Raw genomic sequence first — 22,498 nt, 5'->3', positions numbered from 1 at the left:
CATGTTGCTTTGGCGACCAAGCTTTTCTGATGCACGACCGATGCGCTTTTAAGGGCCGATTCGCAAGTGGAGTCGACGACCTAGCCTTGGACGATCAACACTGTCGCGGCAGGATCGATTAGATCGTCGCCACCGTTTGCGACCGCTTCTTGGCGACGCTTCACGACAGCCGCTCCACCACATGCCTGGCCGCAGCAATATACCGGACGATCGCAGGAATCCGGCAGTATCATTGTCGTGAAAAGAGTACCGGAACAGCGAGCGACCGACCGCGAGCGACATTTCTTATGATCTTCCGCCGAAATGCTCGGCAACGCTTGCCTTGAGCTCGGCATGGACGCACTATCACTGCAACGACAATGGGCCGCCGGAACAACAGCCGACTCGCGCTCGCGCGAGCTCGTCCGGAGCGCGCCATGACTCGACCTGTCCTCAGCTGCAGACCATGAGGTCGACCTCGCTGGATCGTCGACCCCGCTTCTGCCCGCGGGAGGACGCGGTGCGGCAGGTTCAGCGCGCACTCGCCGATGCCATGGTCGCTATCAGATGACGCAGACGACGCTGTGCGTGCCGCTCGAGGTGAGGCCCGAGAGCTGCAGCCGTCTGACGGCGCTCATCGAGCAGTTCAAGCGCGATGAGGACGAAGCATCGCGTCCGGACGAGCCCCATTACGCCCGGCTGACCGATCAGCTGCCGACGCTCCATTTCCTCTCCCTCAGCGTCTTCCCTGCCCACGACTACGATCCCGTCTTCATCGTCGAGGCGAACTTCGACGGCGACGAGAACCTGTTCTGGCGCGGGATCGCGGCGCTGATGGATAGCCGGCTCTGCTCCATGCTGAGGTGCTGCAAGCGACCGATCGACGGCAGCGCAGCGCTCTACGACGCCGCCATCGACGAGGCGTCAGCCAGCGCCGCCTATCTTCGGCGGCGAGTTCAGCGCCCGAGCGTCTTCCACCACGGCAATCGCGGGCTGAGCTGCGCTCAGATCCGCTCCGACCGCGCGTTGTTCCTCGATGCCGTCGCGGAACTGGACGGCCTCCAAGCGCACCGATACCGCGGCGTGTCCCCGACGCGGGCGCATGGCGCTCTGCGGGAGGCATTGATCGGTCGACATCCGTGGCTGGCGCGTACGGCGGCGCGGCGGCTGCCGATGGCACAGGCCGCAACCGACTACGTCATGCTCGTGGGGCTCATCGTCGGCCTGCTCGCGGCCATGGCGGCACCCGGTCTGGCAGCTTGGGGGGCAGGAGCGCGCTGGCTGCCATGGTGGGTGATGGCGTTGATCGGGATCGCGGGATGCGCGGCGAGCTTCGTTCTTTGGCTTCGCGTCCTCGAACGGCGCGACAGCGTGATCGATCGGCCGAAGATCGACGAGGCGCTGCGCCGCGAGATGGTGAGGCGCGAGGACTGGGTTGTCCAGAACCACATGGGTTCGATCGTGCTCATAAAGCCGGGCGTGCTTCGCACCGCGATCATACGCCTAGGCCACCGAGCGCTGCATCTCCTGCTGCGTGCCAGTCCCCGCGCGCGCAAGGGTTATCTCGGCAGCATGCGGACCGTCCACTTCGCGCACTGGGCCTTCCTGAACAATCGGAGCCGCCTCCTCTTCCTCTCGAACTTCGACCACAGCTGGGACAGTTATCTGGACGACTTCATCGAAAAGGCGCACGTCGGCCTGACACTCGCATGGGGGTGCGGCGTCGGCTTCCCCGCGACGAAGTTCCTGATCAAGGGTGGGGCGTCGCATGGACGCCAGTTCAAGGCGTGGGCGCTCGCGAGCCGTACCGCCAGCCGCTTCTGGTACAGCGCCTACCCCGACCTGACCGTGGATCAGATCGAGCGCAACCATCGCATCGCCGAAGGCCTGCGACGGGCGAAGATGAACGATGCCGAGGCGGCGAGATGGATGCTGGACCTGTGAGCGCTCCGACGCGCGCTGCCAACTGGAAGCTGAGGCATGAGATCGCGGCAGACACGCAGGGCCTCGTCGTGAGCGGCTTCGCCGCGCTGAATCATGGTCGAGCGCTTCTGCTCGACATCGGCGATGCGGCTCCCGGCGGCGCCTGGCTGAAGGCGATCGCGTCCGTCGCGCCGGTCACGAACGCCGACCCGCCCGAACGCGGCGATGCTCGGCGACGGTCGGCCGCTTTGGCGTTGAGCGCGGTGGCGCTGACCCGGATCGGCCTGGACGATGCCGCGCTCGCATCCTTCTCCCGTCCTTTCCGGGAGGGCATGTTCCAGGAGGATCGGCTGCGGCGCCTGGGCGACCGGCGCGGCGGCGCCTGGGCCCCTACCGTTATCGAAGCTGGGCCGCTCTGGAGCGCGAACCTGCCGCTCAGGGATCCCGCGGCGCGCACGCGCGGCGGCTTCGACGTTGCAGACGGGGCCGCGCCGGAACAGCAGATCGCCACACAGCTCTCCGGGCACGCGCTTCTCCTACTCTACGCCGCGGGCGAGGAGGACGCGCGGCAGTGGTGCGCCAGCGTGGAGGAAACACTTCGGCCGCTCGGCGTGGCCATCGCGCATCAGCGCGCCCTGTTCGTCGATGCCCGGCGGGAGACGAACATCTCGCATGAGCACTTCGGCTTCGCGGACGGATTGTCGCAGCCGCAGCCGTACGACGTGGGCGGCGCGGTGCTGCGGAGTGGTGCCGCCGTGACCGCGCCGCACGCCGTCCAGGGCGTGCCCCTCGGCGATCTGCTGTTCGGCCACGTCAACGCTTATGGAGAGATCGCCTCGGGACCGGTCGTGTCGGCCGAGGCGCTCGGCGCCGCCATTGCGCCCGGGCTCACCGCGGCGGCTAACGCGGAGGGCTTCTTCGACCTTGGTCGCAACGGCAGCTACCTGGTCGTCCGCGAGCTGGCGCAGGAGGTCGCGGCCTTCTGGCAATCGATGGATCTGAACGCCGCCCGGATCCGGGCACAGGACCCGGAGAACGCCGGCCACGTCACTGCCGAATGGATCGCCGAGCGCGCGGTGGGGCGGGACAAGGCCGGCAACCTGTTATGCCCTTCAGGCACCCTGCCTCTGGTCGATGGCGCCCCTGACAGCGACTATCTCTTCTGGGATCGCGACCGCTTCGGTCACGGCTGCCCGATTGGAAGCCACGTACGCCGCGCCCACCCGCGCGACGCCCTCTCGCCCGACGCCGCGTCCCGCCGCGAGCTGCTGAAGGCTGCGAACAACCACCGCATCCTGCGCCGCGGCCGCAAGTACGGGCCGCCGATCAAGGACGATCGCGCCGACGACGGTGTCGAGCGAGGGCTGTTCTTCATGTGCCTGAACACCGACATCGCGCGCCAGTTCGAGTTCGTGCAGCAGACGTGGCTGCTCAACAGCAGCTTCGGTACGCTGTACGGCGAGCAGGACCCGCTCGTCGGCGCTCCGGGCGCGATGACCATACGCGAGCGTCCGCTCCGTCGGGTCGTGCAGGTCGACACGTACGTCCAGTTGGTCGGTGGGGACTATTACTTTCTGCCGAGCCTCTCCGCCCTGCGCTATCTGGAGAGGCTCTGACGCAATCTCGACCGCTGCCCAGTGCCTCCGCCCACCGCGCCGAGGCGACGGCCCGACATTCCGCTCAACGACACGGAGACGATCCGGTGAAACATGCGCCGTTCCGAAATGCGGGTCATATGCCGCAAGGGCACGTGGATCGCTCCTCTCGCGGTCGGCGCGGGCGATCCCGCCGATCCATCCGGTAGTCAGGAGGGCCGGGATGGCGCAAGCACCGAAGACCTGGGTCGAGTGGGCCGACTTCTTTTCCAAGACGCTTATCGCCGCTGCAGGGCTCTTCGTCAGCATCGCGACGCTGGTGTTCGCGCAGGCCGAGCGGAACCGGGCTCACAAGGAGAAGCTGCTCACCGATCGGCTGAATGCGGAGTCGGCGCGCAGGAACGAGGCGAGGACCGAGGATTCGACACGCCGCGACAAGACGCTCTTCATCCTAGACAAGCTGCCGGCCGATCTGCGCGAGCGTCTGAGCCTCCAGACGGCCATCGACTACTGCAACGATCCGTCGGAAGCGGGGCTGAAGACCGGGGCGAACGCTGCGCTCTGCCACAGCGTCAACAGCCTTGGCGAGCAGCGGCTCATGACCATCGCCGCGACGACGACGACGTCAGCGCGCATTGCGGTCACTCAGGAGAACCCGAAGGCCTTCCTCAACTCGCCGGCGGTGGCGGCCCAGAACGCCGGCGTGGCTGCCGCCGAAGCCGGCAAGCCGGCCGCGTCCGGCAGATGGTTCGCAGTGGTCGGAACGCTGCCGCAGAGCGCGCCTCAAGCCGTCGGTGCGCTGGCCGAGCAGCTCAACACCCGCCTCATGGGCGCCGGTCTCCCCGACAGCGACGTGCACGTATACCGGACGAGAATCAGCAAGAGCTTCGCGCTGACCTCCGGCACGGACAAGTCGGAGGAGGATGCTCGCGCCAGGGCGAGCATGCTGCGACGGGCCGGCTTCTCGGACGCGTTCGCGCAGCCGGACCGCGGCTGGGTGCGGGCCGACGACCTGCGCGGACGCTGATGCGAGGCGCCCGAGGCGAAGGAGCAGTGTGACTGGTAGCCGAGGTGCGACACGCCTGGTCCAACGGGTCGTCGATTGCCGAGGGTGTTTGCCAACTGGTGAATCAAGCGTCTGCTTGTCGGGCGAGCATCGACGGCATATCGCCAGGCGGCTCCCGGTGAAGCGCACCTGCTTCTTCGTTCAGGCAGACACGACCTCGCGCGTTTCGTGATCGAACCCAGCCGCATCATGAACCGAAGCTTCTCATGGCGCTGCAAGGAGCGCGGGCCGACGAAGCGGTGTCTGCGCGAAGCATGAGGAGTCATGGCGCTGGCGTATCCTCAACGATGACCTCGCCACGGCGCGGTGCGGCTCCGCCGTACTCCCTCGCTTCGATCGAGCCGAGGCGAAGGCCGTCAACGTGGCGATAGATGGAAGCAAGCGCTGGGAAAGGGCCGCTAGTGATGGCGAGCGTCGTATGGTCATCGGCTAGGGACCTCAGGTGCGCAGGATCGTCATCAGCCAAGGCAACGGCTGAGGTGCGATCGAAGCCTGAGGACGCGACTTCACCTCCGTCCAGCACGATCAGCGACTGTTCGCCGCAGCGTATCTTCACCCTTGACACCATCGACTGGTGGGGAGGGATGGTGAACCGAACACCTGGCAAGACGTCGACGTTCGCCTCCGGTGCATAGAGCCGGCCGCTTGCCAACAAGGCGTTAAGGTTCGTCCTATCCGAGCCGGCGGCGCCTACGGTCGCTGCCTCAAGCAGCCCTCTGTCGGCGTAGATCCTGCTGTTGCCGTACGCAGAGGTGCCGCCCTCCAGAAGGTCGCCGAGCCCAGCTTCCGACAAGGACGTGAGCAGGATCGCGTCGACGGGCAGGTTACGACCCTTCAGAAAGTCGCTTGTGCCCGATGCCGGAGCGACGAGCACACGTCTACCTCCGACGTCTATGAGGAACGCCCGCATGCGAGGGCCTCCTGGGGGCGCCGGAGGAGACAGCGGACGGACGCTACACAAGCCGACCTTGTGCACGTTCGAACGAGCAGAAATCTTCTGCGCATCCCGCAGCGTGGTGGCCGAGAGTAGCGAGGGCGTTGAGAGCGCCAGCATCAGCATGCCGAACCGCGCGGCCATTAAGTTCTCCGGATCGAAACGCCGCACGTGCCAGCGCTTTTAAGCTTAGGGTCGGCATGCCGACGGCTGACGTGGATCAAAGATGATGCGGCCTTCGCCAGCGTGCAAGCCCGACGTTCGCTCGCAGGCCCGGGCATGCGCCTGAACACGCGCGCAGCGGCGCTCTCCATCGGGTTGCTGATGATCGCCGACAGCGGGCCGTCAAGCGAGACGCCCGCCGCCTTCTCACGAGCAGGCCAGGAGCCGTTCGTGGTCGTCAGAGGTTCATGCCGCCGGACGCCTCGATGCGCTGCCCCGTCACCCACCGAGCGTCTTCGGACAGGAGCGAGGCCACGAGCGGGCCGATGTCGTCGGGCACGCCCGGCCGGCCGAGCGCCGTCAGCGAGGCGACATGCTTGTTGACCGCGGGATTGTCCCGCACCGTACCGCCGCTGAAATCGGTCTGGATCGCACCGGGCGCGACGGTGTTGACGGTAATGCCACGACGTCCGAGCTCCTTCGCCATGTACAGCGTGAAAACGTCGATCGCACCCTTGAGCGAGGCGTAGGGGATGGTGTCGGGCGTGGTGAAGCGCGTGAGGCCGGTAGAGATGTTGATGATCCGCCCACCATCCTTGAGGATCGGCAGCAACTTCTGAGTGAGGAACACGACGCCCTTGAAGTTCACCGCATAGATGCGGTCGAGCACCGCCTCCGTGAGTTCGGCGAACTTGGTGTGGTCGGACATACCGGCGTTATTGACGAGGTAGTCGAAGCGCTCCGCGCCGAGCGAGGTCATAGCGCGGCGCACCTCGCCGACGAAGGCGTCGAATGAACCGACCGACCCCGTGTCGAGCTGCAGGGCGATCGCACGAGCTCCGGCGGCTTCAACGGCCGCAACCACTTTGTTCGCCTCGTCGACGGCCGAATTGTAGGTGAAGATGCTGTCGATGCCTCGGGCTGCGAGGGCGAGCACCGTGCTACGTCCCAAACCGCGGCTCCCTCCGGTGACGATCGCGATCCTCTTTTCGTTGTTCATGATTGATCTCCTTCACGACGAAACATGAGCCTGGCGATAGCGTTTTATTAGATGTCAATGGGACTACAGTCCGTGCAGGTGAGTGAACAATGGCGACCGACCTTGCCGCCGTGCGCGCGTTCGTGGCGGTCGCGACCGCGGGCGGCTTTCGTGAGGGGTCGAAATCAACCGGCCTGAGTGCGTCGAGCCTGAGTGGTGCCGTGAAGCGGCTGGAACACCAGCTGGGAGTGCGCCTCCTCAACCGCACCACGCGCAGCGTCCGCATGACCGAGGCTGGCGCAGACCTGCTCGTTCGACTTCGGGCCGCGCTGACCGACATGGAGGCCGCGCTCGATCGCGCTAACGACCACCGTGACACGCCGAGCGGAACGCTTCGGCTCAACGTGCCCGTCAACGTGGCACGGTTGCTGCTGCCGCGCCTCCTTCCCGGGTTCATGAAGGTGCATCCCGGCGTGCAAGTCGAGGTGATCGCCGAACACGGTGTGGTCGACATCCTAGCTGCCGGCTGCGACGCGGGCATTCGCTACGACGAGCGGTTGACCAAGACCATGATCTCCGTGCCCATCGGGCCGGGCCGCCAGCGCTTCGCTACCGCCGCCGCGCCTTCCTACCTTGCGGAACGCGGCCGGCCAGACCACCCTCGAGATCTTCTCGATCATGCGTGCCTGCCGGCCCGCCTGCGCGACGGCGCCCTGATCCCGTGGGACTTCGAACGTGAAGGCGAAGTGATGCGGATCGAACCGGCAGGCCCACTGGCGACGGACGTCACTGCAATAGACCTCGCCCTCTCCGCGGCCCTGGACGGCTGCGGAATCATCCACCTGTTCGAGGAATGGCTCAGGCCTGCGCTTGACAGTGGCATGCTCGAACCTGTGCTGGAACCCTGGTGGCAAGGCTTCGATGGCCCAGTCCTCTTCTATCAGGGGCGGGATCATGTCCCCGCGCCGCTGAGAGCGTTCGTCGCCTACGTGCAGGAGCACCGATGGTGACCATCGCGAAGAACTGATCGCCCGATGCCGCGGATGCGAGGCTGAAGTCATGTCGGGCGAGCGGAACCTGGGCCGGCGGAGGCCTCTCGCCATCGCTTGACGACTGCAATGGGCTCGATCGATGAGGCTTCCAGCTTGCGCGGCTGACGCCAACGGCTTGGACACAAAGGGAGCAAGGCGATCACGGGCCGAACGAAGCCGGTTCCTTCGAAAGGCGGATCTCCGCCGCAACGACACCGAGGGCGCGGAGAGAGGATCGCCGCTACGGCATTGTCAGGCTGCGGCCTTCACTTGTTCGTCGGATGATGTGAGTACGTCACGGAAGCACTCGCTAGGCAAATGCCTCCTAGACTAACAACTAAGCCGGCCGCCTCCCTGCAGTGTGTGACGCAAGCTTGCACCTGAGGACGACTGCTCCTTCCGGCGGAGCGCCTCTACCGAGCTACCCGCGTTTTCGGGCTCAACAAGCCGCTGGTCGCGCCGAGAGGCAGGCCGCATCGAACGAGGTCGAGCTTATCGCGTTCCGCCCACCCCTTATAGACCTTGATGCATAGACTGGGTGTCGCAACACAGGCGACATTTCAGCTCTCGTGATCTCCGCTGCCGCTTACTAAGCCAACGTCTCCGAAGATGCTCACGTTCACGAGCTTTCGAAGTAACCTGAACAATTCTCAGTCGGAGAGTATAATCGCTCGACATCCAGTCTCATCTCTTATAACCAAAATGCGGCTTACTTAACTGATCGCACTCTTACTTTACACAACTTTGTTACCCCCTCCCCTTCTGCCATGGAGTAGATATGCTTACCGCAAACGCGATAAAGCTGTCTTGTATCGCACTACTTGCTCTGCCAGTCGCGGCAGCCGATGCTACGACTAGAATAGATTTTTCAAGCTTTGAACTCGGGAAGGTGTACGACCAATCCCTGTTCGTGGGCGACGCGACGCTCTCCTCGAGCAGCGGCTACCTCAAGGTAGTCGACTATGGGGCAGGCAAGGGTATCTGCGCCTTCGATGGCGTTGGCTGCAGCCAGACCCTTACCATCAGCTTCAACCCGGGAGTATCGAACTTCGCGTTCCAATTCTCCGGCGACCGAGACGCTGGAAGCGGAGTTGGCTGGAACGGAGAAACGTCACAATTGTCATTCGTTGGTTTCAATCCCGGGGACGGCAATGCGGCCACCGCTCAAAGCCAGACGATTCGCTTCCCCGATCTCCAACTCATCTCGCTGATCCCGCAGAACGGTGGCGACATCAACTTTACCGGCTTCTCGTTCGATAGCACGACGGCGGCAGTCCCTGAACCAGCGACTTGGCTCATGATGATCGTTGGGTTTGGCGGCATCGGGGCTGCCATGCGCCGGAAAAGAGCGCAGGCTGCGACCCTGCGGCTCAGGATCGCCATCTGACAATAGCGTCTAAATGGCGAGGCTGTGCGCGGGACTGAATGATCAACCTTCGTTTAGCCGGACCGATTCAGCCGTTGACCGATCCGGCCGCCCTGTGCTCGCACGACGAACGGCATCTGAACCTCGGCTGCGGCTGGTAGTGTTCTATGCCTCCGTCCGGTTAGTGAGCGGTGAAGGCGCGGTGCGCGCGTCCGGCGACGGCCGGATGCGCGCATTGTCGTGCTTCAGAGTGTGGACGAACGCCTCGAGAATACCTTCCGAGTGCGCGGACTTGGACTGGCATGAAGCAGGACTTGGGCCCCATCTGCCGGCCTGAGCTGCAGCTGGGCGCGAGGCGTAAGCGGCCCCGGTGCGTGCCCCTGGTACTCTTGGCGCCACGCCAGCTCGCTAGTCGAGAAATCGACATCCCTGAGGTCACCGGTTCCTCGACTCGCTCGTCGGACGGTATGAGAAAGAGATCAGGCGTCCGCGTTGTCGACATCGGCGGCTCCGACGGGGCGGTAGCTCTCGAGCCAATGCGCATAGGGCGCTGGAAGGGTCGCCCATGACGGGCGCTCGACGCCGAGCGCCTTGGCCGCCTCGTAGGGCCAGTGCGGGTTGGCCAGCAGCGCTCGTCCGATCTTGACGAGGTCGGCCTGACCTTTGCGCAGCACCTCGTCCGCGACATGCGGGTCGCCCAATCCCCAGGCGACCGCCGCCGGCAGGTCCGTCTCTCGCCGTATCCGCTCGACCAGCGGCGCCATGAAGGCGGGCGAGTGCCATGGTACGCTGGCGTCGGGCTTCGAGAAGCCCACGCTCACGCTGACGAAGTCGAGCCCATTGCTCTTGAGCCGGCGGATGAGTTCCACGGACTCGGCGATCGTCTCCTCGTCCCTACCGTCGTATTCGACGACGCCTAGCCTGACCGACAGCGGGAGCTCCGCCGGCCAGACCCTTCGAACGGCTTCGAACGTCTCAAGAACGAAGCGCGCCCGGTTCTCGAAGCTCCCCCCGTACGCGTCCGTCCGCCTGTTGGAATAGGGCGACAGGAAGCTGTGCGCCAGGAAGCCGTGAGCGAAGTGCAGCTCAAGCCATTCGAAGCCAGCCTCCCTCGCTCGTCGAGCGGCCTTCGCGAAGTCGCCTTGTACCCGCCTGATGTCCTCAAGGCTCATCTCGCGCGGCAACTTCCAAACGTTGGGACTTCCGAACGCAACGGGAGAGGGACCGATCACCGGCCAGCCCCTCGGAGCGTCGTCCGCGATCTGGTCGTCGCCCTCCCACGGGCGGTTGGCGCTCGCCTTTCGACCCGCGTGTCCGAGTTGGATCGCCGGGACCGACCCCGTCGCCTTGATGGCCGCTGCGATGGGCTCGAGCGCTGCCGCCTGCTCGTCGTTCCAGAGACCAGCATCCGCCCACGTGATCCGCCCCTCAGGCGAAACGGCCGTCATCTCGACGGTCACCATGCCGGCCCCGCCCATCGCCAGCTGCTCGAGGTGCGCGTGGTGCCACTCGCCCACGAGACCATTCTCCACAGAGTACATGCACATCGGCGCCGCCACGATGCGGTTGCGAAGCATCACGTTCTTCAATTCGAAAGGCTTAAATAGACTGGTCATCGGTCCACCTCGTTCTTCGACGATCCGACATCGACCTCGTCAGGCGCTGGAAAAAGCGGTCAGCACGACCCACACTGATAGCGCCGAGGACGCAATTGACGGTTAGGGAGCCAAGATGGATCTTGCTGCGATCAGCGCCTTCGTGGAGGTCGGAAACAGAAGAGGGTTTCGCGCGGCTGCGGCCACCCTCGGCATGAGTTCGGCTGGTGTGAGCAAGGCAGTCGCGAGGCTTGAGGAGGAGCTCGGAGTGGCGCTTCTCGCGCGGACCACCCGCTCCGTCCGCCTGACGCCTGCCGGATTCGCCTTCCACGCGCGGTGCGCTTCGATCCTTGCGGATCTGGAGTTTGCCGGGAAGGAAGCGGCCGAGGGCGCGAGCGTACCGACGGGGCGCCTCGTCATCAGCATGTCCCGCGCATTCGGCCGGCTGCGGGTGCTGCCAGTCGTCGCCGACTTCATGAGGCTTCACCCCCAGATCGAGGTCGAAGCCCGCCTGAGCGATCGCGTCGTCGACCTGGTGGAGGACGGAGTGGATCTCGCCGTTCGGATCGGCCACCTGCCGGACTCGTCCATGATAGGGGTGCGGGTCGGCCAGACCGCCTTCGCGCTGAGCGCATCCCCCGCGTACCTCGCCGCTCGCGGCGTGCCGAAGCATCCCGACGACCTCGTCGGTCATACCGTGGTGGGCTACGTCGCGCCCGGTACGGCGAGCCGCTTCAGCTATCGGTTCGTCGTGGATGGCGCGATCAGGACGATCTCGCTTCCGGCAAGGCTGGTGATGGATGATGGCGAGGCCCTCGTCGACGCCGGGGCGCGGTCGGTGGGCCTGGTCATGGCCAACGACTACCTGATGGCGTCGCGGTTCGCCGATGGCACCCTCGTGCGCGTCCTCCGCGAATTCGAGACTCCTCCCTTGCCGATCAGCGTGGTCCATCTTCCAAACCGCAAGGGTTCGCCCGCCATCCGCGCGTTCACCGCCATGCTGCGGAGCCGGTTGGCGGAGGCGGCCTGAACGGCGGACGACGTGCTGTCGAGCACGCCTCGCGGAAAGGCGCCTTCCACTTAGCGAAGCCACGATCCATGGACGCACGCGTTCAAGGTACGATAGCCGTACACGGCCGAAGATCCGTTCGAGCGGGAGTCCAGCGTGCAGGTGACCGTCGTCGGTGGCTCCCTTACGGGCCTTTCATCCGCGATATGCCTTGCGCGGGCGGGCCACCGCGTCCTCGTGCTCGATCAGTCGAGCGCCCTTGCGAGCGGGGGGACCGGCCTCGGGATCGACAGGAGGCTTCTGGAGCTTGTCGCCGGAAGGTCGCCGTACGACGATCCGGACGGCGTTCCCGTTATCAGCGCGCAGAGGGAGTCCGCGCGTTGGTCGGACATCTACCGCTGGCTCTCCCGCGTAGCGGGGGAGGCGGAGGGCATCCGGATCAGGACTTCGGCGCTCGTCACTTCCGTCGGCTGCGACGCCGCGGCGGCCTGGGTGGAGATCGGAGAGGAGCGGATAGCCTCCGACGCGGTGATCGGCGCCGACGGCTACCGCAGCGTGACGCGCCGCTTCGTGGCGCCGCAGAACGCCGAGCCCTCCTACGCCGGCTACCTGATCTGGCGCGGCCTCGTCGAGGAGCGCGACCTGCCGGGTCGGCTGAACGGGCTTATTCCCGATGCCATCACGGTGGACTACAGAGGCGACTACAGGCTCATCAGCTACACGGTGCCGGGAGCGGACGGGGGGACGAGCCCCGGCGCGAGAGCGGTGAACTTCGCGTGGTACGATCGCGGGCGGGACGCGATACTCGAGCAGGCCGGCTGCCTCCGCGACGGCATCCCGTTGCGCACCTTCACGCCGAGCGACATGTCGCTGTCGCTCCGGGAGGAGCTGGAGCGGCACGCGCAGCAGACGTGGGCAGATCCGATAAGGACCGTGATCCTCCACTCGCTCCGACAAGGAGGCTGCTTCGGCACGCCGATTTCGCAGTACGTCCCTACCCGGCTCGCCCGCGGGAGAGTCGCACTCGTCGGCGACGCAGCCCACGCGACGACCCCCATGACGGGCAGCGGACTCCGGTTCGGCCTACTCGACGCCTTGGCGCTCGGCAGGACCATGGCTGGAGCGGACGCCGAGGACTGCGCTACGAGCCTAGCGTCATATGAAGGACTGCGACTGACCGACGATCAGGCGCTGTCGCTGCATGGCGAGCAGGCGAACGCGGCCTTCGCAGCCGGACGTGGGTAATTGGAACGTGCCACATCACCGGCGCACCATCACCGCCAAGCCTAGCCGCGCGGTCCATCAAGCGAGGACCAACCTGTTCCGTCCCGTTCTTTTCGCCTCGTAGAGCGCCCGGTCCGCCGACTCCAGGACCGATCCGGTGGCACCCGACAGCGGTGCGACGCCGCCGCTAAGGGTGATCCTGATCGCAGCGCCATCCATCGGCACGACGCTCTCGGCCACCGCGCAGCGAAGACGATCGCAGATTAGCTCCGCCTGCTCCAGCGTGACGTTTGGCAGCAGTATTGCGAACTCCTCCCCGCCCAGTCGTGCGATGTGATCCTCGGCCCGGATGGTGCGTCTCGCGACTTTCGCGAAGCTTCGAAGGACCTCGTCGCCCGCTGCATGCCCCCATCGATCGTTGACCGACTTGAAGTGATCTATGTCCAGCATGGCTACGCAGCCCGTGCCCACGCCCTGCCTCTCCAACAGCTCGGAGAAGGCGCGACGATTGGGTAGGCCGGTCAGCGGATCGGTGAGCGCGTCGGCCGCGAGGCGCAGCTCCAGCCCCTTCCGCTCCCCGATGTCCCGCACCACGCTGACGACGCCGTCGACCTCGCCCTCCTCCGTGACGATCGCGCGCGCGCGCGTCTCGAACCATCTCCACTCGCCCGACTTGGTGAGCGCAAGGTACTCGGTGACGCTGGGTTCGCCTCCCGCGCCGATGGTTCGGCGGTGCGCCTCCTCCACAAGGGGCCGATGCTCGGGCGAGACGAGCAGCGCCGCGTTTCGTCCGAGGAGATCCTCGGGCTCGTAGCCCCCGAGCTGACGCACCGAGGGCGAGACGAACCGGATGCGGCCGTCGACGTCGAGGTTCAGGATGATGTCCGTGGACGTCTCGGCAAGGACCCTGTACCGGGCCTCGCTGTCTCTCAGCGATCGGAACAGGCTCGCGCGGCGCGACAGGTCCGCCGCGATCGGCAGGACCGTCAGGACCGTCGCCGCCAGGTAGAGCTGGAAGAACTGCAGCTTCGTGCCCAGGTCCGCGTCGATCAGCGCCGCAGGGCCGCGTCCGGCGAGCGTGAAGCCGCCACCGACGAGCGCCAGCAGGACGACGGACGCTGCGGCACCCAGGCGGCCGAAGCGAAAGGTGCTCAGCATGATCGGAAGCATGGGCAGGAAGAGCAGCGGCAAGGTGGACTGCGCGAACACCCCTACGGAACACGCCGCTACGACCGCAAGCAGAAGGAGCGCTTCGAAGATTCGTCGACGCGTGCTCTCGCGCAGCCAGCGGCGTACGTCACCCCGGAGGACGAGGACGGCGATCGGCGTGAAGGTGAGGCTGCCCAGCGCGTGGCCGGCATACCAGCGCATGGCGCTGGCGAGCCAAGGTGCGCCCACCGTCATGTGGGCGACCATCGCACCGGGAACGCTGCCCGCAAGCGGAGCGACGACGCCCGTGGCGAAGACGAACTTGGCCAGCCAGCTCAGGGAACCCAACGGACCGCCGAACGCGCGCCACCGCCGGAGAAGAAGAGCCGCGATCAACGCTTCACCGACGTTGACGACTCCCAAGGGAGGCGCCGCCTCGAACCCGAGTCCTAACAGGGCGGTCGCCGCCATGCTGGCGAAGCCGCTTCCAACCAGTATGCACAGCCAGCTTCCCCGCGGAGCGGTCAGCAGGCGGGCCACGAGATAGGCCGTAGCCACCCAGAGGAATGCCACCCCGCCGTCGAACCTGGTCGTCGCGAGCGCCACGCCCGAGGCAAGTCCGTAGACAAGGAAGCTGGTCGTCAGCCGGCGGAGGCAGCCCTTATCCAGCATGCCGCCGTCAGGGGCGGCGGCTTGCCGCGCCCACCCGATCGAGTGCGCAGCGCAGCTTGACTGAACGATCCGGCGAGAAAGACAGGCCGCCGGCCACCGTCGATCGGTATAACGTCACCTGCACGAAGCCCTTTCGGTTCTTGCACGAGATCGCGACATAGCTTCTGAGAAGATCGGCGGGGTAGCCGAAATGTCCCTTCAGAAGCATCGCCTCCGTCAGATCCGATGCCAAGCTGTCGAAGCTCCCTAGCGCGTCGCCCGTGCAGCTCACTTCGGGTGAGCGGAGCGAGCGGACCGCCGAGGTAAGCCTACGTCTTATCGGATCCGCGCCTGTAGCTGCCTGGGGTCAAGCCGTGGATCAGCTTGAATGCCCTGCTGAACGAAACTTCGGAGCTGTAGCCGACGCGGCCCGCGACCTCCGCGATGGACGGCGCCCCCTCCTCCAGCAGCGCCGCGGCCTCGAACATCCGCCACTCCTTGAGGTACTCGAACGGACCCCGGCCGACCAGCCGCTTGAACTCGAGCGCGAATGAGGACCGAGACATCCCGGCTTCTTGCGCAAGCCGCGCCACCGACCATGCCGCTTCGGGAGCCGAATGGATGGCGCGCAAGGCGCTTCCGATCCGCGGGTCGGAGAGGCCGAGCAGCCAGCCCGGGTCGCGAGCCGATCCGCTTGCCAGATGAGCCCGCACCGCCTGCACGAAAAGGAAGTCCGCAAGCCGGGAGACCACGAGCGCTCCGCCAGGCATGCGAGCGCCCACTTCGTTGTCGATCAGAGCCGCCACGTCGTTCAGCTTGGCGCCCGGATGGGCGAGGTCTTCGGAGGCGCGCAGCGTGAGGACGTCGGGGAGCGCCGAGAGAAGCGGATTGCGCCGCCGGTCCATAAAGGAGAAGACGCCCGACACGAGGCGGGTGCTCGGCCGGTCGCAGGATCCGATCCTGACCACCCGCGGAGTGTAGGGCTGCCCTGGACGCCAGTCAGGCAGCCCCAAGTCGCGCCAGACGTCGTTGAACGACAGGACCTCCGCGTCCGGCGAGCTTGCCAGAAGGTGTGCGCCGCCCCTCGGCAGGATCGCCAGGTCGCCTCGTCCCAATCGCTCGAAGCCGCCTTCGCCTGAGGCACTCAGCCAGGCTTCGCCCTCGATCACGATGTGGAACGGGGCGCCCGGCAGCGACGCCTTCGCGAAGCCCCAGCCGGAATCGAGCTCAAGCCGCGAGAAGACGGAGCTTCGCAGCTTCAGTCCGTCGAGGACCTGGTCGACGACGCCTGAGGCTTCAAGGGATAGCGGCATTCCGCACAGTAAACGACCATTTGCGCCCAGCGTCGAGTGCCTGCGACGTTTCGATCGCGCCACGCTTGGCCGGCGGAGAGCGTCATCGGACGCGATGTGAACGGATCTGGACGGCCGGTGCCATGCAATCACGGGCGGTCGATCGTAAATGGGTCCAGCACCGCAGACGTGCCGACCAACGCGTCGAGCGATCCGGCGAACCGCTGACGGGGCAGCCAAGCTCGAACATCCTTCCGGATGCCGCAGCGGGCCGTCGCGAAAAGCGGGCGGAAGCGAGTGTTCGCGACTTCGTTGCCGTCCGAACGGGCGGCAGCGGGGACACGGCAAATTCATGCCTGCCGCCGCGCGGCACGCTCCTGATATGGATCCTGGAGACCCACAGTGATCGTAATTACAGCTCCCACCGGACAGATCGGTCGAAACGTCGTACGCGAACTCGCGAAACTGGGCGCTTCCGCAAGGCTCGTGGCCCGGGATGCGTCCAAGCTCGACCCGGACGTGCGCGCCCGCTTCGAGGTCGTCGAGGGTTCGCACGGGGATTCCGCGGTGCTCGATCGAGCGCTCGAGGGGGCGGACGCGCTGTTCTGGCTCGTGCCGCCCAACGCGGCTCTCACCCTCGAACAGGCCTATCTGGACTTCACGCGTCCGGTGGTGGAAGCGGCGAGGAAGCACCAGGTACGACGGATCGTCAGCGTGACGGCGCTCGGCCGGGGCACCCGATGGGCGCATGAAGCAGGCCTCGTGAGCGCCTCGATCGCCATGGACGACCTGCTCATGTCCGCGGGATCGGGCTTCCGCGGGATGGCGATGCCCTCCTTCATGGACAACGTCGCACGACAGGCGGCAGCCATAAGGGAGAAGGGACTCTTCTTCGGTCCCATCGACGGCGACGTCCGCCTGCCTGCGACCGCGACGTCCGACATGGGCGTCGTGGGGGCGCAGCTCCTCGACGACGCGACGTGGTCGGGACAGGAGGAAGTCGCCGTCCTGGGCCCTGAAGACCTGTCGAACCTGGAGATGGCCGAGATCATGTCCCAGGTCCTGGGTCGGAGCATCCGTTATCAGCAGATCCCGTACGCCTCCTTCAAGCAGCAGTTCCTGGACCGGGGCGCTTCAGAGTCCTTCGCCCAGGGGTACGTCGACATGTACCGCGCCAAAGAAGAGGGGATGGATGCGGCAGGCGCAAAGCGCGCAGCGATCAGGACCTCGACAGACTTCCGCACGTGGGTCGAGCGCGTCCTCAAGCCAGTCGTCCTCGCATAGCAAGGAACATCACTCATGCGTCTCGACTCGAACCACGTCCTGATCACAGGCGGCACGAGCGGCATAGGTCGTGCGCTCGCCGAGCAGCTTCATCGCCGCGGCAACCGCGTCGCCATCACTGGCCGGCGGGCAGCGCTCATCGAGGAGATCGTGGCGGCCAATCCCGGCATGACCGGGACGACCTTCGACCTGGACGATCCCGACGCACCTCGCGCTCTCCAAGACTTCGTGCGGAGAGAGCTTCCCGACTTCAACGTGCTCGTCAACAACGCCGGCGTGACGGGGGAGGAGGACCTCGCCGGGGAGTGGGACACCTCGACGGCGCGCCGCATCGTGCAGACCAACATTTTTGGAACGCTGGAAGTCACGGCTGCTCTTCTTCCGCTACTCAAGGGACGCATGCCGGCGACCATCATGACGACCACATCCGGGCTCGCGTTCCTTCCCCGAGCCAACTATCCGACGTACTGCGCGAGCAAGGCCTTCCTCCATTCGTGGACTCAATCCCTCCGCACGCAGCTGCGGCCGGTCGGGATCGAGGTGCTAGAGCTCATTCCTCCATATGTGCAGACCGAGCTTGCGGGAGCGGGTCAGGCGACCGACCCTGCCGCCATGCCGCTCCAGGACTACATCGACGCCGTCATGCGGTCTCTCGAGGTTCCGCAGCCCGAACGTGGCGAAGTGATCGAGGCGCGCGCCGCCTGGTTGCGCTCCGCCGAGCGCGAGGGCCGGTACGACGAGAGCTACGCGACGCTGAACGGCAGCTAGTCCACCCACGTTGAGGTCGCTGCCATGCCCATCGAGAGGTTGATTGCAGGAGCTTCGACGCCTAGATCATGCTTGTCGAAAAAGGTGGACCGGACGTGGTGAGCCCCGGTCAGCCGTCGCGAAGACGGCCTCATTCCAGCCCGAGTTCCGGGCCGCGGACCACGGCAGCAGCGGACGTGCGGCGTCCGCCTGTCGGGTCGTGCGGGTACGACAGAGCCGCGTGATCGTTCGGCCGCGCCGCAGGGCGCGGCGGCAGGCGTGCGCCCGCGTCCTAGTCGCCGCGCAAGCGGCCTCGTGCACTCGGACCACGCAATGCTCCACCTTCTTCCAGATCAATCCAATTGCCAGGTGTTCGTCGCCGGCGGCAGCCTCGTCGGCCTGTCGGCAGCGCTCTTCCTATCGAGCAGAGGCGTGGACACCGTCCTCGTCGAAAAGCACACCTCGAGCTCGCCACATCCGAGAGCCGTCGGCTTCACGGAGCTGACGATGGAACACTACCGCGCGGTCGGCATAGAGGACCGCATACCGCAGGTGGCTGCGGGAACGCGGTTGCGACGTATGCGCGTGGAGAGCCTCTCGGGGCAGTGGTACGAGGAGCAGTCGTGGACGCCCGGAGAGGATCTCGCCCATCGGGAAGGCTCCTCCCCCTGCACAGGGGCCGCCATCGCGCAGGATCGTCTGGAGCCGATCCTGCGCGCCGCGGCAGCGGAGCGCGGAGCGAAGCTGCTGCTGGGCGCGGAAGTCGTCGACTTTCATGAGGATGCGGACGGCGTACGGATCAGGGTCCGCGATCGGAAGGCGGGGATCGAACGGGCCTTCTTCGCCGACTACATGATCGCCGCCGACGGTGCCGACAGCTTCGTACGCGAGCGGCTGGAAGTGAAGCGGCGCGGGGTCGGGCACATCCGGACGATGCGCAGCGTCCTGTTCCGCTGCGACCAGGCCGAGCCGTATCTCGCGCAAGGTGTTCAGCAGTTCAGCGTCGAGCAGGCCGACTTCCGCGCGTTCCTCACCCACTATCCCGACGGCCGTTGGGTGCTGATGTTCGGCGACGACGTCGAAAGAAGCGACCAGGAGCTCGGGACGGCCATCCGCAGAGCGCTCGGCAAGGACATGCCGTTCGAGGTGATCGGCACTGGGCGGTGGGAGATGGCCGGACGCATAGCGGAACGCTACTCCGTCGGCCGCATCTTCCTCGCAGGCGACGCCGCGCACCAGCTCCCGCCCACGCGCGGCGGCTTTGGTGCGAACACGGGCATCGACGACGTCTACAATCTGGCGTGGAAGCTGCAGATGGTGCTCGCCGGCCAGGCCAATCCGTCGTTGCTGGAGACGTACGACGCGGAGCGGCGGCCGATCGGCTGGCTCCGGCACCAGCAGACCTTCGCGAGACCGGACTACCGCCGGTGGGTCGGCGAGGCGCTCGCCGACGAGCCGCTCTACGGCGACGTCGCGATGGAGCTCGGCCAGAGGGTGTCTTCCTCGGCAGTAATCGCTCCCGAGCCGCCCATAAGCCTTCCTCCCGCGGCAGATCCCGAGTTCTGGGCCGGCATGCCAGGGACGCGCGTTCCGCACGCGTGGATCACGACGGGCGGACGGCGCGCCTCGACGACGGATCTGTTCACCGAGACCCTGACGCTCATAAGCGCCGACGCCGACTGGATCGCCGTAGGGCGGGCCGCAGCCGAGAGCTCGAGAGTGCCGCTTCAGCTGCTCGTGGTCGGGCAGGACGTCGTCTTCCCGGTCGAACGAACGTTTGAGACCGTGTTCGGCGTAGGCCCGGGCGGGGCGAGCCTCGTACGTCCGGATGCCGTTGTCGCCTGGCGCAGCCTCGGTCGCCCTGCCGCAGGCGAGCATGACCTCGTGGAGACCATCGCCAGGCTGCTGGCGAAAAAGGGTTGAGAGTCGAAGGCTTCTAAACGGCTTGCCGCGCGTACGCAGGCGGGGGCGGTATCGTACCCGCGCCCCGCCCCGTGGATGAGAGAGATCGACTTCTTATGCGCACCGAACGTCCCCTCTCAGGGGACCAAGTGGCGTCGCTAAATCCCCTATGGTGAAGCGTTCCGATCAGTCATAGCGGATGCAGGGAGTGCACGCATGAGTGATGCCGGGTCACGGTCGCACCATCGCAGAAGGGATCGCGACGATGAGCCGCGCTCCAGTCCCGTCCTCGTATCCCGGAAAGCGGGCTGCCCTGGCCCGGCCTTACGGACGGCGGGTAAGCCCCCTTCTTCGAAGTCGCACCCGGCAGATCCATCCCGCGCCGACCTGAGCGCCAGATCTATCAGGGCCGCGGTCCGCGCGCGGGATTCGGTCGATCACCCCGATGGTTATACAGCGCACCCGCCGACCGCCAGGACGACACCATCGGGGATCGCGGCCGTTCTCCTGCCTAGTCGCAGGGATCGGTTTGCTCGAGGACGTCGCTGCCGGGGCGGTTCGGCGGCCGGCGCATACCGGACGCACCCGCCTACCTCCGTCCACCCGACGCCGGGGTCGAAGCGCTCATGTCATCTCGCCTGCGGTGAAGCATGATCGACGGTCGCATCATCCGCGGCGTCACGATCTTCGCGACCGTGGCCGAAGCGAGGAGCTATACCCGAGCAGCCGAGACGCTCGGCCTCTCCCGGTCTGGCATTGGAAAGGCCATCGCCCGCCTGGAGGAGCGGACCGGCCTCAAGCTCTTCGACCGGTCCAGTCGTGCGCTCAAGCTTTCCCCGGAAGGCCGTGAGCTTCTGGCCACCGTTCTTCCCCTGATCGAACGCCTCGGCGACGCGGCGGTGCCAAGCGACCGAAGCCTCATACGCGGCCATCTTCGAGTGAGCTGCGACGCCGCCTTCGGAACCTACCTTCTGATGCCGGTCCTGCAGAGCTTCTTCGTGAGCCACCCGCACATAAAGATCGACCTCCTGATACGCGATCGGCTTGAGAACCTCATCGCGGAGAACATCGACGTCGCAGTGCGCTTCGGAGAACCCGATGCACCCGACGTGCGCAAGCGCCTCCTGTTCAGCAGCCGGATCGTCACCTGCGCGAGCGCCTCGTACGTCCAGCTCCACGGAGCGCCGGAAGGTCCGCACGACATCGACGGCCGGCACAACTGCATACGGCTCCTCGACGACCTGACCGGACGCCCTCACAGCTGGAGCTTCATGGAGGCCGACGGGCACGCCTACACCCTTCTACCGAACTGCGGACTGACCGTGAACGATGCGCCGGCTCTGATGGCGGGCGCGATGTCCGGCTTCGGCCTGGCCCGCCTGCTCGACTTCATGGCGGAGGAGGCGCTGTCGTCCGGTCAGCTCGTCGAGGTTCTGCCCGAGTGGAATCATCGCCGCTGGCCAGCCTACCTGTACACACCCCGGCGATCCTGCAGCTCGGCGGGGGTCAAGGTGTTCGTCGACTTCGTGACCCATCACTTCTCAGGCGAGGAAACGAGGCTCGGCCATCCGTCGGAGTGGATCGAGCAATGAAGAGGACGCGGGCGACGGCTTCGAACCGTCCGATCTCGCCGCTCCCGTCGCCCGCACGAGAGTCGACGGACCACCTCCAGGACAGCCATGGTGCCGTCCGCTTTCGAACGTCGGCGGCCCAGCCCCGCTGCGCAAGCGCCCAGCCGACACGCTGGCCGCCTCGCACCGCTCACCGGAGCGATCGCCAGACGGCAGCGCGGAGGCGGCGCTTTCCAGACTCGGTATACAAGCCGGGGTGACCTGCGCCGGGATCGTGCTATCCAAGTCGCCAAGCTCAGAGGTCACAACATGCCAGCAAAGCCAGTCACCGGCGAACTCGAATTCACGACGAGGTCCCAGGCTGCCGCGCAGGCGCTTCGCGAGGCCATCATCTCGGGAGAGCTCGTCCAGGGCGACCGGCTTCTGGAACAGCATTGGTCGAAGCGGCTCGGGATCGGCCAGCCGACCTTGCGCGAGGCGATGCGGGAGCTGGAGTACCAGGGCCTTCTGCGCAGGACGCACCAGCGCGGGACCTACGTCGCCGAACTCAGCCCGGACGACTACCGTCAGATACTCGAGGTCCGCATCCCGCTGGAGGCCCGTGCTATGGGGCTGGCTTCGGAACGGCTCACGCCGGAGCTCGCGAAGGAGCTTATCGACATCGTAGCGACGATGGCCGACACCGAGCGGGACGAGGACGTCCGCCGCTTCCACGACTGCGACGTCATGTTCCACCGGCGCATCTGGGACGCCGCGGGCAACCCATATCTGCGAGCACTGCTGGAAAGCATTACCTTTCGGCTCTTCGTGTTCTCCGTCGTCGGACGATGGCCAGAGAGTCCGAACACGCTGACCGAGCGGAGGGCGGCGATACGGCAGCATCAAGGGATCCTCGACGGCATCCTCAGCCGCGATCCGCGCCAGGCGCGACGCGCCTTCGTCGATCAGACGGTCAACTACTGGAACGAGCAGTACGGTCTCGATCTTCGCCTCAGCGACTGAGTTCCAGAAGCCTCGGGCTTGACCAGCGATTATCTAT

The 22,498-nt window shown here is 66.2% G+C and carries 18 protein-coding genes; 12 read left to right on the top strand and 6 right to left on the bottom strand.

The genetic code is table 11. The features are described from left to right. Window positions 1–546 precede the first annotated feature (546 nt). From FHY05_RS19175 to FHY05_RS19165, 3 genes are all read left to right on the top strand, one after another. Entirely contained in the window at window positions 547–1,923 is a 1,377-nt protein-coding gene (locus FHY05_RS19175; RefSeq protein ID WP_183946040.1) for a hypothetical protein, read from the top strand. Further along, window positions 1,920–3,518 (top strand): hypothetical protein, encoded by a 1,599-nt coding sequence (locus tag FHY05_RS19170; protein ID WP_183946039.1) that lies wholly within the window; start codon window positions 1,920–1,922, stop codon window positions 3,516–3,518. Before FHY05_RS19175 ends, FHY05_RS19170 begins: the two co-directional genes overlap by 4 nt. Before the next feature lie 202 nt (window positions 3,519–3,720). Beyond that, window positions 3,721–4,524 (top strand): hypothetical protein, encoded by an 804-nt coding sequence (locus tag FHY05_RS19165; RefSeq protein WP_183946038.1) that lies wholly within the window; start codon window positions 3,721–3,723, stop codon window positions 4,522–4,524. Between the two features lie 301 nt (window positions 4,525–4,825). Here the strand turns inward: FHY05_RS19165 and FHY05_RS19160 are convergent, their stop codons facing one another. Together FHY05_RS19160 and FHY05_RS19155 are read right to left on the bottom strand one after the other, a co-directional pair. After that, complete coding sequence (locus FHY05_RS19160) at window positions 4,826–5,473, bottom strand: hypothetical protein (protein WP_183946037.1); 648 nt, start codon at window positions 5,471–5,473, stop codon at window positions 4,826–4,828. Window positions 5,474–5,897: 424 nt separating this feature from the next. Continuing rightward, window positions 5,898–6,659, bottom strand: a complete 762-nt coding sequence (locus FHY05_RS19155; RefSeq protein WP_183946036.1) for an SDR family NAD(P)-dependent oxidoreductase — start codon at window positions 6,657–6,659, stop codon at window positions 5,898–5,900. An 89-nt stretch (window positions 6,660–6,748) separates the two neighbouring features. Between FHY05_RS19155 and FHY05_RS19150 the strand changes: the two genes are divergently transcribed. Together FHY05_RS19150 and FHY05_RS19145 are read left to right on the top strand one after the other, a co-directional pair. Next, window positions 6,749–7,648 (top strand): LysR family transcriptional regulator, encoded by a 900-nt coding sequence (locus tag FHY05_RS19150; protein WP_183946035.1) that lies wholly within the window; start codon window positions 6,749–6,751, stop codon window positions 7,646–7,648. 910 nt (window positions 7,649–8,558) lie between these two features. Then, window positions 8,559–9,056: a PEPxxWA-CTERM sorting domain-containing protein gene (locus tag FHY05_RS19145; RefSeq protein WP_311732526.1), complete on the top strand. Its 498-nt coding sequence runs from the start codon at window positions 8,559–8,561 to the stop codon at window positions 9,054–9,056. 458 nt (window positions 9,057–9,514) lie between these two features. Here FHY05_RS19145 and FHY05_RS19140 read toward each other — a convergent pair whose 3' ends face one another. Continuing rightward, a complete protein-coding gene (locus FHY05_RS19140) occupies window positions 9,515–10,651 on the bottom strand; it encodes an NADH:flavin oxidoreductase/NADH oxidase (protein ID WP_183946033.1) in 1,137 nt (378 codons plus the stop codon). 115 nt (window positions 10,652–10,766) lie between these two features. Between FHY05_RS19140 and FHY05_RS19135 the strand changes: the two genes are divergently transcribed. Both FHY05_RS19135 and FHY05_RS22845 read left to right on the top strand, forming a co-directional pair. After that, window positions 10,767–11,660, top strand: coding sequence for a LysR family transcriptional regulator (locus tag FHY05_RS19135; protein ID WP_183946032.1), 894 nt, complete (start codon window positions 10,767–10,769; stop codon window positions 11,658–11,660). A 135-nt stretch (window positions 11,661–11,795) separates the two neighbouring features. Next, the gene (locus tag FHY05_RS22845) at window positions 11,796–12,884 is read left to right on the top strand and encodes an FAD-dependent monooxygenase (RefSeq protein WP_183946031.1); all 1,089 of its coding nucleotides are present in this window, start codon (window positions 11,796–11,798) and stop codon (window positions 12,882–12,884) included. Between the two features lie 57 nt (window positions 12,885–12,941). Here the strand turns inward: FHY05_RS22845 and FHY05_RS19125 are convergent, their stop codons facing one another. The 3 genes from FHY05_RS19125 to FHY05_RS19115 all read right to left on the bottom strand — a co-directional run bounded on the left by FHY05_RS19125 (window position 12,942) and on the right by FHY05_RS19115 (window position 15,976). Continuing rightward, window positions 12,942–14,684, bottom strand: coding sequence for a sensor domain-containing diguanylate cyclase (locus FHY05_RS19125; RefSeq protein WP_183946030.1), 1,743 nt, complete (start codon window positions 14,682–14,684; stop codon window positions 12,942–12,944). A 7-nt stretch (window positions 14,685–14,691) separates the two neighbouring features. Then, window positions 14,692–14,916 carry a hypothetical protein gene (locus tag FHY05_RS19120; protein ID WP_183946029.1) on the bottom strand — a complete coding sequence of 75 codons (225 nt, stop codon included), beginning with the start codon at window positions 14,914–14,916 and terminating at the stop codon, window positions 14,692–14,694. A gap of 76 nt (window positions 14,917–14,992) precedes the next feature. Next, the gene (locus FHY05_RS19115; RefSeq protein ID WP_183946028.1) at window positions 14,993–15,976 is read right to left on the bottom strand and encodes an AraC family transcriptional regulator; all 984 of its coding nucleotides are present in this window, start codon (window positions 15,974–15,976) and stop codon (window positions 14,993–14,995) included. A 381-nt stretch (window positions 15,977–16,357) separates the two neighbouring features. Between FHY05_RS19115 and FHY05_RS19110 the strand changes: the two genes are divergently transcribed. The 5 genes from FHY05_RS19110 to FHY05_RS19090 all read left to right on the top strand — a co-directional run bounded on the left by FHY05_RS19110 (window position 16,358) and on the right by FHY05_RS19090 (window position 22,461). Next, window positions 16,358–17,239, top strand: a complete 882-nt coding sequence (locus tag FHY05_RS19110; protein ID WP_183946027.1) for an NAD(P)H-binding protein — start codon at window positions 16,358–16,360, stop codon at window positions 17,237–17,239. A 15-nt stretch (window positions 17,240–17,254) separates the two neighbouring features. After that, complete coding sequence (locus FHY05_RS19105; protein ID WP_183946026.1) at window positions 17,255–18,007, top strand: SDR family oxidoreductase; 753 nt, start codon at window positions 17,255–17,257, stop codon at window positions 18,005–18,007. Between the two features lie 312 nt (window positions 18,008–18,319). After that, window positions 18,320–19,909 carry an FAD-dependent monooxygenase gene (locus tag FHY05_RS19100; RefSeq protein ID WP_183946025.1) on the top strand — a complete coding sequence of 530 codons (1,590 nt, stop codon included), beginning with the start codon at window positions 18,320–18,322 and terminating at the stop codon, window positions 19,907–19,909. A gap of 629 nt (window positions 19,910–20,538) precedes the next feature. Further along, window positions 20,539–21,480 (top strand): LysR family transcriptional regulator, encoded by a 942-nt coding sequence (locus tag FHY05_RS19095; RefSeq protein WP_183946024.1) that lies wholly within the window; start codon window positions 20,539–20,541, stop codon window positions 21,478–21,480. Between the two features lie 288 nt (window positions 21,481–21,768). Then, a complete protein-coding gene (locus FHY05_RS19090) occupies window positions 21,769–22,461 on the top strand; it encodes a GntR family transcriptional regulator (RefSeq protein ID WP_183946023.1) in 693 nt (230 codons plus the stop codon). The last annotated feature ends 37 nt before the right edge of the window (window positions 22,462–22,498 follow it).

The organism is Sphingomonas sp. BK580, from assembly GCF_014194975.1.
Taxonomy (GTDB): Bacteria; Pseudomonadota; Alphaproteobacteria; order Sphingomonadales; family Sphingomonadaceae; genus Sphingomonas.
This window is presented reverse-complemented; position numbering and strand designations above follow the sequence as displayed.